Annotated in this window: 10 protein-coding genes and 1 other RNA gene; 4 read left to right on the top strand and 7 right to left on the bottom strand. The window is 43.9% G+C overall.

Features of this window, described 5'->3' with window-relative positions:
- The first annotated feature begins 6 nt into the window (after window positions 1-6).
- Complete coding sequence (locus IGI69_RS15030; RefSeq protein WP_201690425.1) at window positions 7-1,191, top strand: acetate/propionate family kinase; 1,185 nt, start codon at window positions 7-9, stop codon at window positions 1,189-1,191.
- Window positions 1,192-1,317: 126 nt separating this feature from the next.
- Here the strand turns inward: IGI69_RS15030 and IGI69_RS15025 are convergent, their stop codons facing one another.
- Window positions 1,318-2,619, bottom strand: a complete 1,302-nt coding sequence (locus IGI69_RS15025; protein WP_438740869.1) for an ISL3 family transposase — start codon at window positions 2,617-2,619, stop codon at window positions 1,318-1,320.
- A 441-nt stretch (window positions 2,620-3,060) separates the two neighbouring features.
- Here IGI69_RS15025 and IGI69_RS15020 point away from each other — a divergent pair, with 441 nt between their 5' ends.
- Window positions 3,061-4,521: a peptide MFS transporter gene (locus IGI69_RS15020; RefSeq protein ID WP_005227746.1), complete on the top strand. Its 1,461-nt coding sequence runs from the start codon at window positions 3,061-3,063 to the stop codon at window positions 4,519-4,521.
- Window positions 4,522-4,616: 95 nt separating this feature from the next.
- Here IGI69_RS15020 and abc-f read toward each other — a convergent pair whose 3' ends face one another.
- The 3 genes from abc-f to IGI69_RS15005 form a co-directional block, all read right to left on the bottom strand.
- Window positions 4,617-6,200, bottom strand: coding sequence for a ribosomal protection-like ABC-F family protein (gene abc-f, locus IGI69_RS15015; protein WP_438741335.1), 1,584 nt, complete (start codon window positions 6,198-6,200; stop codon window positions 4,617-4,619).
- 104 nt (window positions 6,201-6,304) lie between these two features.
- Window positions 6,305-6,433, bottom strand: coding sequence for a hypothetical protein (locus IGI69_RS15010; RefSeq protein WP_270266753.1), 129 nt, complete (start codon window positions 6,431-6,433; stop codon window positions 6,305-6,307).
- Between the two features lie 80 nt (window positions 6,434-6,513).
- Window positions 6,514-8,514 (bottom strand): KUP/HAK/KT family potassium transporter, encoded by a 2,001-nt coding sequence (locus IGI69_RS15005; RefSeq protein ID WP_005227748.1) that lies wholly within the window; start codon window positions 8,512-8,514, stop codon window positions 6,514-6,516.
- Between the two features lie 270 nt (window positions 8,515-8,784).
- On the opposite strand from IGI69_RS15005, the gene IGI69_RS15000 reads away from it, so the two are divergent.
- Complete coding sequence (locus IGI69_RS15000; RefSeq protein ID WP_005227750.1) at window positions 8,785-9,540, top strand: ABC transporter ATP-binding protein; 756 nt, start codon at window positions 8,785-8,787, stop codon at window positions 9,538-9,540.
- Entirely contained in the window at window positions 9,541-11,121 is a 1,581-nt protein-coding gene (locus IGI69_RS14995; RefSeq protein ID WP_060792567.1) for a hypothetical protein, read from the top strand.
- Between the two features lie 284 nt (window positions 11,122-11,405).
- On the opposite strand, the gene IGI69_RS14990 is transcribed toward IGI69_RS14995, so the two are convergent.
- The 3 genes from IGI69_RS14990 to ssrS form a co-directional block, all read right to left on the bottom strand.
- Complete coding sequence (locus IGI69_RS14990) at window positions 11,406-11,885, bottom strand: universal stress protein (RefSeq protein WP_010749033.1); 480 nt, start codon at window positions 11,883-11,885, stop codon at window positions 11,406-11,408.
- 64 nt (window positions 11,886-11,949) lie between these two features.
- Window positions 11,950-12,240: a hypothetical protein gene (locus tag IGI69_RS14985; protein ID WP_005227757.1), complete on the bottom strand. Its 291-nt coding sequence runs from the start codon at window positions 12,238-12,240 to the stop codon at window positions 11,950-11,952.
- Between the two features lie 167 nt (window positions 12,241-12,407).
- A non-coding RNA gene (gene ssrS / locus IGI69_RS14980) (6S RNA) lies at window positions 12,408-12,602 on the bottom strand.
- Window positions 12,603-12,675 lie beyond the last annotated feature (73 nt).

Raw genomic sequence — 12,675 nt, 5'->3', positions numbered from 1 at the left:
ATCATCATGTCAAAAACAATCGCAATCAATGCTGGAAGTTCAAGTTTAAAATGGCAATTATATCAAATGCCAGAGGAAACAGTTGTCGCTAAAGGAATCGTTGAACGAATCGGTTTGAAAGATTCTATCTTTACTATCAAATATGGGGAAGATCAAAAATTCGAACAAATCATCGACATCAACGATCACGAAGTAGCTGTAAAAATGTTATTGGATCAACTGATCGAATTAAACATTTTAGGTGCCTATGATGAAATCACTGGCGTCGGTCACCGCGTCGTTCACGGTGGAGAAGACTTCCCTGATTCAGTTGTGATCACAGACGAAGTGATGGAACGCATCCAAGCATTGGCTGAATTTGCGCCATTACACAACCCAGCAAACTTGATGGGGATCACTGCTTTCAAAAAAATCTTGCCTGAAATCATCAGTGTCGCTGTTTTTGATACTTCTTTCCATGCAACGATGCCAAAACACAATTACCTATACAGCTTGCCATTAGAGTACTATAACGAGTTTAAAGTACGTAAATACGGCTTCCACGGTACAAGCCACCGTTATGTTTCTGAGCGTACGGCAGAAATGTTAGGCAAACCAATCGAAGAATTAAAAATCATCACTTGCCATCTAGGGAACGGTGCGTCGATCACTGCAGTTGACGGCGGAAAGTCAGTAGATACATCAATGGGCTTTACGCCATTAGCTGGTGTAACGATGGGCACACGTTCAGGTGACATCGATCCTGCTGTTTTGCCTTACTTAATGGAAAAATTAGATTTGAATATCGATGAAATGGTGGATGTTTTAAACAAAAAATCTGGTTTATTAGGTTTAACTGGTATTTCCAGCGACATGCGTGATCTAGAAGCAAACTACGACAAAGAAGAAGTCAAAGTTGCTTATGACGTCTTTACTGACCGCATCCGTAAATACATCGGTGGCTATGTCACAACCATGAACGGTGTTGATGCGATCGTCTTTACTGCTGGTATCGGTGAAAATGATGCCCACGTCCGCAGCGAAGTTATCAAAGGCATGACTTGGTTTGGTTGCGAATTAGATGCCGATCAAAATGCAAAACGCGGCGAAGAATTAGTGATCTCAACTGAAGAGTCAAAAGTCAAAGTACTTTTGATCCCAACAGATGAAGAATTAATGATCGCTCGCGATGTGGAACGTTTACGCGGCTAAGCGAGAACCTTCCTAAGAATAGAAGCTGAAACACATGCAAGAGAAATGCTTGCATGTGTTTTTTTGGGCTCTTCGACATTTAGTGTTGGTAGAGAAAGATACAACTGAAAATTTAGTCATAACCAGTTAGGCAGAGTGCTTAACTGGTTTTTGTTTTACTTGGAAGATCAATCCTTGAATGAGATAAATTCTTGCTCGAAAGTTATGGAAATTTCGATAGCCGTAGGCTACTCGTTTTATCACTTTTATCTTGTTGTTTGTTCCTTCTAATGCACCATTACTATACCTGGTTTTTAAAGCATATTGAATCCCTAATTTGTATTTATTTAAAAACGTCAGCTTCTTACAAAACCATTGTGGGAGGCGTTGATCTAAGCTGTTGATCGTATCGAAAAAGCTTTGGCTGTCCTTGTGTTTAAGGTGATAGAGGAGGAGCTGACAGGTCTCGTAAGCCCTTGTTAATTGCTCGTCATAACTCAAAAGTTCATCGACGATCGCTTTTTGCGTCATTGGTCTACGAAAGGATCGATCATATTGATAATTGGAACTATCCAGATCATAGGCATGCTTAAGGAGTAATTTCCAGAATCGCTTCAATCGTCGATACTTTGTCGGTTCCGTTTTTTGAAAGCTATTCATTGTTTTAATTCGCAACTGATTTAACGCACGAGTGATTTGTTGGACAATGTGAAAGCGATCGGTCACGATTTTGGCGTTTGGGAAGACCGCCTTTACAAGTTCAAAATAAGGGGCATTCATATCCATCACGACGTATTTCACGTTCGCTCGTGCTTTTCGAGTGAATTTAAGGAAATATGGTTTTAAGAAAGCCAGGCGACGATTCTCCAATACACCGATTAATTGCTGGGTCTGCCCATTCATAAAGACAAAACTCATTTTTCCACTGCAGGACTTCATCGATTTGAACTCGTCAAAACAAAGGACCGAAGGTAATGTATCAAAACGAGGATGATACGTTTTTAAACAGGTGTGTAGGACACGCAGAACGGTTACGTCAGAGACAAAATAGCGATCGGCAATTTCTTTTCTTGTTGTATTCTTCGCCAGTTCCAAGGCAATTTGAACCTTTAATTCCTTTGAAAGATAGCAGTTTTCATCCACCAAATTGGTCTGAGCGTTGAATGTCGACTGACATTCTTTACAGTAAAAGCGCGTACGTACCAAGCGTAATTCTGTTTTGATGTCTCGATAAGGCAAAAGTTGGACTTTTGTTTTATGTGAGCCATTCTTGATGATTTGTCCTTCATTTTTGATACCACATTTACGGCAATGGCTTGGTATATAGCTAAGTTTGGCATGGATAAGATTGGTGCGAAACCCCTCTTCTTCTATAGTCTCTAACCATTCTTCTTCGAAGAATAAATTTTCATCTGTTAAACCTAACAAGTTTCTAGTACAATGATCCATGGAGATATCCTTTCTTGGTGTGGTTTTGTTTTAGTCGACTAAATTCTACCAGTTAGGCTATCTCTTTTTCTATCTTTTTTTACAAAAAAAGTGTCAGTAGAAAATCCGTAGATTTTCCACCAACACTAAATATTGTAGAACCTTTTTTTGTAGGAAAGTCCGCAAAATGGGGCTAGAGAGAAAAATTGGTGAAGACCATTTTCTAATTTTTTAAACAGAAAATTTAATAATTATACATATGAAAATTGGCTCATACTGCACCTAGGTGGAGTGCTTCTCATTTTGCTTTCATTTGAATTTAAATTTCCCTCCTTTTTTACAAGATGTTCTCAGGGAAATACCCTTGTAAAAGTTGCCAAATGGGAATAAACTGGCATTTGTGAATTTTCAGAAAAATTCCGCTATTTTATTTTCATTAATTTTTATAAGGGGCCATTACATATGGAAAAAGAAAAAACATTCTTAGGTCAGCCGCGAGGGCTGTCGACGTTATTCTTCACGGAAATGTGGGAACGATTCAGTTATTATGGTATGCGGGCGATTTTGGTGTACTTCATGTACGATGCAGTTGCCAACGGCGGCTTAGGGTTGCCAAAAGGAACGGCTGTGGCGATCATGTCGATTTACGGTTCCTTAGTGTATATGTCAAGTATTGTTGGCGGTTGGATCTCGGACCGTCTGTTAGGATCAAATAAATCCGTCTTTTATGGTGGGATCTTGATCATGTTAGGACATATCGTTTTGGCAACACCTTTAGGGATTCCAGCGTTGTTTGTGTCCATGATGCTGATCGTCATCGGAACCGGACTCTTGAAATCCAACGTGTCGGGTATGGTGGGGCATTTATACAGCAAAGACGACATCCGTCGGGATGCTGGTTTCTCGATTTTCTACATGGGGATCAATATTGGCGGCTTGTTAGCACCGATCATCGTCGGGATCTTAGGACAAGAGGTCAACTACCACTTAGGCTTTTCGATTGCTGCTATCGGGATGTTCATCGGGTTGGTGCAGTATTATGTGCAAGGAAAAACCACGTTGAAAAGTGTAGCGATCGCGCCAACGAATCCCTTATCGGCAGCCGAAAAGAAAACCTTCTTCCGAGCAGTCGTTCTGGTTCTTCTCGCATTGGCAGTGTTGTTTGGCGCAGCAGCTGCAACTGGCCATCTGACGGTGGATTTCTTCATCAACTTTATCAGTGTTCTAGGTATTTTCTTACCGATCTACTACTTTACCAAAATGCTCCGTTCGAAAGATGTCACACCAGATGAAAAGAAAAAAGTGTTGGCCTACATTCCGCTGTTTTTGTCAGCGATCGTCTTTTGGTCATTGGAAGAACAAGGCTCATCGATCTTGGCATTGTTTGCCGCTGACCGTACGCAATCAACGTTATTCGGCATCAATATTCCAGCAAGTTTGTATCAAACCTTAAATCCACTTTTTGTCGTCTTACTGACACCTGTCTTTGTCTGGTTGTGGACCAAACTAGGCTCTCGTCAGCCACGGACAGAAGTGAAGTTTGCCATCGGTTTAGTCTTAGCCGGTTTGTCCTTTCTATTGCTAATGCTGCCAAGCCTCTTGTTTGGAGTAGAAGAACGGGTCAGCCCATTATGGTTGGTATTGAGCTTCTTCATCATGATTGCAGGGGAAATGTGTCTTTCACCGGTGGGCTTGTCGGTGACGACTAAACTTGCGCCGAAAGCCTTCGAAGCACAAACCTTGGCGATTTGGTTATTAGCAGACGCTTCTTCACAAGCCATCAATGCGCAAATCGCTCGGTTCTACACACCGCAAACAGAAGGGATGTACTATGGCATCGTCGGCGGAGTAGCCGTTGTTGTCGGCATCATCTTGTATTTAGCTAGAAAACCGATCCGCAACTTGATCGGCAACATTCATTGATCAAAAAATAAAAACTTGATTTTCCGCCTATGCATGGATTGAACAACCCATGCATACGGTAGGAAAATCAAGTTTTTTTGTTGCGAATCAATCTCTTAGTCAATCAAGGGGCTCAGGGACTGGCGCGTGATCTGCTGCTGTGCAATGACCAGAGCTTCTTGGAAGTGCTGCTGTAAAAAGTAGCGGTCATGGCTGACCGCCAACAGGGTCCCTTGATAATCTTGCAGCATTTCTTCAATTTCTTCTCGGGCATAGCTGTCGAGATGATTGGTTGGTTCATCCAAAATCAGGACCTTGATTTTTTCTAAAAAGAGTTTCAGTAACGCCAAACGGATTTTTTCACCACCAGATAAATCTTTGATTCGTTTGGCCACATCACTTTGATAAAACCCACTTTTGGCCAATTGCCGACGAGCAGCCTCTTCGTTTCCTGTCAACGTCTGTACGTAGGCCAACAAGCGACTCTCAGGATCGGCAAACTGCAGCTGTTGGGGCAAATAGCCGATTTGTAAGCTGCTGCCGCGCTTGATAGTGCCGCCGCTAGGAAGCTCCTCACCGAGAAGTAATTTGAGTAAGGTTGATTTTCCAGTACCATTGTCGCCGATGATGGCTAGATGCTCCCCACGGTAGATTGCAAAACTACTGTCTTTGAATAGGAGCTGATCGGCATATTGCTGGTGCAAGTCGCGAACGATGAACACCTCTTTGCCTGATTTTCCGCCATTTGCCAAGCCTTGCAGCCGATTTTTCGGGGGCGCTGGCGGTTTGACCAGTGTAAGTTTCGCTAGGCGGCGTTCCAATTCTTTGGCTTTTTTGAAGAAGGATTCATTGTCTCCTTCATGGCCCCACTGACGAAACCGACGAATCATGACTTTCAGCCGCTGGACTTCTTTTTGCTGCAGTTCGTAATTTTTGGTCAGCTCCGCCAAGCGAGCTTCTTTTAAGACACGAAATCGGCTGTAATTTCCAGGATACTCAACCAAGGCGCCTTCTTCCAGTTCCCAGGTCTTGGTGGTGACTTGATCGAGAAAGTGCCGATCGTGCGAAACGACTAGAACCGCTTTTTTCGTGTTCTGTAAATAATTTTCTAACCAGCGGATACTGGAAAGATCCAAGTGATTGGTTGGTTCATCCAGTAACAGCAGGTCAGCATCGGCAACTAACACTTTAGCTAAAGCGACTTTGACCCGTTCACCGCCGCTAAGCTCTGTTAAGCGTGCGTCCTGTCGATGGGGAATTCCTAAGCCTTGTAAGATCGCGGAAATTCGGTCTTCCAATCCATAGCCGCCCAGCTCTTCAAAGCGCTGCTGCAGCTCGCCATAACGGATCAGACACTTCTCTAAATCAGTATCGGGTTCTGCCATCAAGGCTTCGTAATGGCTCATTTGCTGCTTGAGTTCTTGAATGGTAGCAGCAGAATGGAGCAGGTAGTGGGTAACGGTTGCTTCAGAAACTGTCAGCTCTTGCTCGACCGTCCCGATCCTCAAGCCTTTTTGGCGGCTGATAACGCCGCTATCGACGCCTTCACTGCCAGTCAAGATTTGTAAAAAGGTTGATTTGCCCGTTCCGTTGATGCCGACTAGGGCAATTTTTCCCCCAGCTTCGATTTGGCAGGATAACTCCTCAAATAACGGATTCCCGCCGATGGTTTTTTTAATAGCAATTGCTTGTATGATCATGATCTCTCTCCTTGAGACCACTCAAAAAGGCCATGGATATCCATGGCCAGTGTTATTTAAACTCAGATTCTCTTGAGAAAAATACCTTGAGATGGCCATTGATTTTACGTAAATTTCACTGTTTTGGACAGACTCGTCCCGTCAACAGCAATTGTAAAACCAATTGCATGGCTAAATGCGATATGGTATCGTTGGTAATTTTCATTACTTGTTATTTTAGTCATGCGCATCATGGTAGTTTCCCCTCCTTTGTGTCTTTGTCTTTTCAGTGTACCTGAAAGTATCAGAAAGTTCAACCAGTACTGGCGGTGTCTTAGCGTTCCTCGATGCGTAATTCTGTCAGAGAGCTTTCTTTCATCTGTCCGATGACTAATGGAACGGTCTCATGAACCACATCGCTGTATTCTAAGCCGAACCAGCGTTCAGGTGAAATGGTATGGCGTTTGATAAAAAGCTTCGTCTGCATGACTTGCTTCTGCCATTTGCTTAATGCAGTTGCATTCGACAGCTCTTCTTCGATCATCACGAATTGGAAATCGCCCACATTGCGTCCAGGCGTTAAAGAATAGCGTTGCGGCTGCAGCGGCAAGCGACCATCTTTCATTAATTCTTGAATGATTTGGCGAATGTAGAGATTGACTTCTTGCGGCACCCGAAAGCCGAGATAAAGCTTTAGTTTAACGATAAAATCGGTATCTGCCATCGAAACTTCATATTTTTTCGTATAGGGTTCATCGGTGACTTCCACATTGACGAACCAATACACTTTGGCACGTTTTGGCCGTTTGTCTAAAATGGAATAGATGAACTGCTGACCGATCTGATCGTCTTGCAGCTTAGGAACCATGAAGACGACGTTCGTCTGAGATAACGGCAAAGAATCATCTTCCCGCAACTGTTTCAATTGAGGGATGTAGGTAGAAAGTGCAACTTCTTCGGCAGCATTTTCTTGAATACGATTGCCCCATTCCCAAATCAGCATCACGCCGATGATCACGCTGGCTAACAAGATGGCAACGTAACCGCCATGGAAAAATTTGGTCGCACTGGAGATAAAGAAAATCCCCTCGATCGCTGCAAAAAAGAGCGTGATGAACGGTGCCAAGAAACGGGTCTTCTTGTTTTGATGCAAGTAGAAATACAGCAAAATAGTGGTCATCAACATCGTTACCGTAATGGCCAATCCATAAGCAGCTTCCATCCGAGTAGAGGTCTGGAAGAACAAGACCACGCCAGAACAGGCGATCCACAGCAAGGTGTTCAAGGCAGGAATATACATTTGCCCGATAGACGCCCCCGGATAGATGATTTGCATCCGCGGCAATAGTTTCAACTTGATGGCTTCAGAAACCAGGGTAAAGGAGCCAGACAGCAGGGCTTGCGAAGCTATGATGGCAGCGAGGGTGGCAAAGCTGACACCAAAGACTGTCCACCCTTGCGGCAACGCTTGGAAGAATGGATTCAAGTTTTCGATTTCTTGATAAGTCGGGTTTTGATAGACTTGCAGCAACCACGCCGCTTGACCAAAGTAATTTAGCATCAAGCAGATTTTGATATAGGGCCAGCTGGCATAAATGTTTTTCTTGCCCACGTGACCTAAGTCTGAGTAGAGGGCTTCCGCACCAGTCGTTGCCAAAAAGATATTGCCGAGAATAAAGAGACCGGCACTGTTATCGGGACTAAAGAGCAAATTGATCGCATAACGGGGATCAAGGGCGCGAATCACCGAAAGGTCACCAGCAAAGTTCATCACACCGACGATGCCTAAGAAAGTGAACCAGCCTAGCATGATCGGTCCGAAGGCTTTGCCGACAAACTCAGTCCCAAAGCGCTGCAGGGCAAAGAGGACCAATAAGATTGCTAAGGTGATGCCGACGATGATCGATTGGTCATTGCCGAAGCGATCAAAAAAGACTGGAATCCCCCGTAATCCTTCGATGGCAGTGGTCACCGTCACGGCTGGCGTCAACACGCCATCTGCTAGCAGGGCTGCGCCCCCGATGATTGCTGGAATAATCAAATAGCGGCTGTTTTTACGAACTAGAGTATAAAGGGAGAAAATCCCGCCTTCTCCATGATTATCCGCGTTTAATGCGATCAAGACGTACTTGATCGTCGTTAACAGCGTTAGCGTCCAAAAGACGAGCGAGACGCTGCCTAAGATAAAATCGGGTGTTAAGGTGCGTAGTCCGCCATTGTCCTCCACCAGGGCTTTCATTACGTAAAGCGGGCTCGTACCGATATCACCGTAGACCACCCCCATGGCGACTAAAAGTCCGCCGGCGGTCACTTTTTTCATTTTACTTGAACTCATTGACTGTTTTCCCTCCATTTTAAACTGCAAAAAGACCTAAGCGGCCCCTTGCCACTTAGGTCTTGCAAGAAACATCTTAAACCAGCGGATTCCCGCTTGCTGTTGATCTAAGATCATGGAACGATCCATGTGCTACTCCCCTAAAGTGCTCTTATTATCTTTGTTTTTGCAGCTCCTGTCAATTGATTTGTTAAAAATGGCAATAAACATTTTTCATTTCCTGCTTTTCAGCGTAAGATAACAATAGGTATGGAATAAGGAGGCAGGAAAATGATTGAGATCAAGAATCTGACGAAACAGTATGGACCAAAAAAAGCGTTGTCTGATCTTTCCCTGACGATCCGTCAAGGGGAGATCTTTGGCTTTCTGGGACACAACGGAGCAGGGAAGTCGACCACGATCAAAAGCTTAGTGAGTATTTTGCAACCGACGAGTGGGGAAATCTATTTTGATGGCCAATCCCTCGTGGAACATCGCGAAGCGATAAAAAAACAAATTGCTTATGTGCCGGACACGCCAGATTTGTTTTTACAGCTAACGGCAGGGGAGTATTGGGACTTGATTGCCGCCGCGTATGAGGTGCCAGCAGCGGAAAAGGCCGAGCGTTTGCAAAAATTAGGGCGCTTGTTTGATATGCTGTCTCATGAAGAAGAGACCATCGCCAGCTTTTCCCATGGAATGCGGCAAAAAACGCTGCTGATTGGGGCATTGATCCCCGATCCAGACATTTGGATCTTGGATGAACCATTACAAGGCTTAGATCCCCAAGCGGCGTATGATTTAAAAGAAATGATGAAACAGCACGCTGCCAAGGGCAAGACCGTGATTTTTTCCACCCACGTCTTGGACACCGCCCAGCAGTTGTGCGATCAATTGGCGATTTTGAAAAAAGGTGAGCTGCTGTACAATGGCTCAGTGGCAGATTTGCTGGCACAGCATCCGTCGCTTTCTTTGGAAACGATCTATCTGCAAATGACTGGGAGAAGTCAAGAAGAAGCGATTCTTGCAGAAGCGGAGGAAGCGTAGATGCGAAAACAACAATTTCTGACTCTGACCTCCGTTAATTTGCGGTATGCCAATCCCCAACTGACAGATAAAGCCCGCAAAAAAGGCAAGGCTGGTTCGACTTTGACCAGTTATTTGTTGTTTCAATATGCGTTTTCTGGGGTAGTATTTCTGCTAGTCTATGGGTTGACGATGATTACATTGGATTTTAGTCAGATGCCAGGCTTTTTTACCTATTATGTCGCTTTGTTCGGGATCTTAGGCTTTTCCCAAGGGATTTCGTCCATTTACAATGTCTTTTTCGAGAGTCAAGATCTGCCAGCGTATTTGCCGCTGCCTTTTCGACAGAGTGAAATTTTTCTGGCAAAGATCGTGGTGGTGTTTCTCACCGTTGCGCCGTTTATTTTTCCTCTGTTGGTCTTATTTCTCCTGACAGGGATTCGGGCAAACGTCTTTTTCTTGTTGACGATCTTATGGGCGTTCTTGCTGTTCGGCTTGTTTTTAGTCTTGATCTTCAGCATTTGCAGCTTGATCGTCTTCAGCCTGACCCGCACCAAGTTTTTCTTGAAGCATAAAAAATTGGTCACTAGTTTATTGCTAGGCGTGACGATGCTAGTTGTTGTGATCGGGGTCTTAATGATGAATCAGGTGAATACTTATGAGACAGACGTGGTAGATCGGGGAGCGATCAGCTTTTTATTGCCCTTTTATTATGTGATGGTGGCACCGTTTCAAACGACTGGTTTGCTTAGTTTGCTAGGGATCATCGTCACAGCAGGCGTGTTGCTTTTTGCCCTCTATCGGTTGATCTTGCCGAAGTTTTATGAGCAAGTGGCAGCCGCGGCGCCCAACCAAGGGAGTGTTCGTCGGAAGCATAAACCCAATCAAGGCTTGGGCCAGCTGTTGTTTAATTACAATTCGCAGTTGATCCGAGATCCGAATTTGATCATGCAAGTCTTTTCTTCTTCGTTGCTGATGCCCATCATTTTCTTAGTGTCCTTTGTGTTTACAGGAGCGATTCAGTTAAGTGAATTGGATGAGCGGTTTATCGGTGTCGTTTTTGTGGCTGGGATCGCCTTGGCAGCATTGATGGTCAACCCGACTTCTTTTATCAGTAATTTGATCTCACTGGATCAGGAGAATTTCTTGTTTGTCCGCTCCTTGCCGCTATCGATGAAGCGCTACTTGCGGGAAAAATTCCGCTTTGGTGTCGTTTTGCAGCTGAGCTTAACGGCAGTCATCGTGCTGGCAGCAGTCCTTTTGTTCAAAATGCCGCTGATTTTGGCTGTCTCTTTTCTAATCGGGGCACTTTGGAGCAGTTTTCTTTTGTGCTTGAAATATTTTGCTCGTGATTATCGGCTGCTGCTTTTGGATTGGACCAACATCAGTCAATTGTTTACGAGAGGGGCGGGTAGTCTTGGGTTAGCCATTGGAACGATCGCAACGCTGTTTCTTTCCATCATTGTTATCATCCTTTACGGCTTTGCTGCGACTTCGGTTGATTTTTGGTTATTGAATGGTCCGGTTTTCTTTGTGATCCTCTTGACCAGCGTCCTTTGGATAGCCCATTATCACCATAGATTTTGGCGTCGTTTTTCCTAAGGGAAGCGACGCTTTGCTTTTTTTATTTAAGGATGGGTAAATTAACTATTTATTCAGAAAATTCAGAAAAACTATTTACAATCAAGCGGAAACATGGTTAGATAGGAGTACCTATTACTTTGCTTTCATTTTTTGCTGTACAAGTTTGGATAACCGACTTGTCAAAGAGCTGTGACCAAAGTCAAAAAGACCAATGAGACCTGAGCGCTCGTTGCCTCTTTTGCTTTTGTCACGGTTTTTTTTGTACAAAAAAACCTGCCAAGCAGCGGCAGGTCGTCTCACTATTAAGCTTTCGTGTGGTCTTTTGCTGGGACTTTGTTTTCTAGGTCTGTCCGTACAACTAACACATCACAGCCGGCATGGCGAATGACATATTCAGAAACGGAACCGATAAAGATTCGTTCCACGGCATTTAAACCAGTGGCACCGATCATAATCAAATCGATGTCGTGATCTTCGGGCAATTGTTTGGCAATGATCGGTTTTGGCGAGCCGTATTCGATCACAGTTTTGACCGCAGTTACTTGATGCTTGCGGGCATAATCCTCATAGTCTTTCAAGGTTTGTTTGGCCATTTCGGTTGCTTGTTCAGCAAGCATGCCGTCAAAAGAAGAAACGGTTTGAAAGGCACGAGTGTCGATCACATGTGCTAAAACCAATTCAGAATCATTCCGCTGTGCCACGTTCACGGCTTTTTTGAAGGCTAATTCTGACTCGCTAGACCCATCGACGGCTACCATGATTCGTTGATATTGTTGTAACATAAGAAACACTCCCATCTGTTATCTTCTACTTTTATTGTAATGCTTTTTTCTGGAAAAAGAAAACCTAATCTTCCTTTTTTTTCATTTTTTGTGCCAGCAAGATGCTGAAAGATGCGGAAGAGAGCAGCAATAAAGCCAAATAAAACAAGGCAATCAGCTCCTTATCGACAAAGCCTACAACCAATGCCACCACGCCTAAAAGGAAATGAATGAGACTATAGGTTTTTAAGAAGACCTTATTCGCCTCGGTGGTAGGGATCAAAGTGAAAAAAATCGCTTGTTTGGCATAAAGCAAATAACTGGTGCCGAATAATACGAGTGCCACGATCGTAAATAATAGAAGAATCATAAACATACGCCATCCTGTCCTAAGTTGATAGGTTTAGTATAGCGAACCCTAGAAAGAATAGCAAAAGCCACCCTTACTCTGATGTCAGGCAAGGACGTTTCACTGTTGCTATCAGTTAGAGAACGCAAAAAAGCCATCTGTTAAAAACAGATGGCACATTCTAAAAAGAATGGGTAATATCCGTTGATGCCGTTCTTTTTCCCATAGTATTGATCCCGCAAATTCTAGCAGGTGGGTTCCACGGTCTAAGCTTCGAACTACCAAAGGAAAAGGCATGTTACCAGCATTGACACAAGACGGATCCCAAGATATCAATAAAAATGTTCGGTCAACACACAAAAGGGACAACTCGTACATCACAGAATTCCCACCCTTATAGTAGCATAGGAATGACGAAGGTGCAATAAAGTTGTTTGAAAACGATACCAAAAAGTCACTATT

It is taken from the genome of Enterococcus sp. DIV1083b, assembly GCF_051713705.1.
GTDB classification, from domain to species: domain Bacteria; phylum Bacillota; class Bacilli; order Lactobacillales; family Enterococcaceae; genus Enterococcus_D; species Enterococcus_D casseliflavus.
This window is presented reverse-complemented; position numbering and strand designations above follow the sequence as displayed.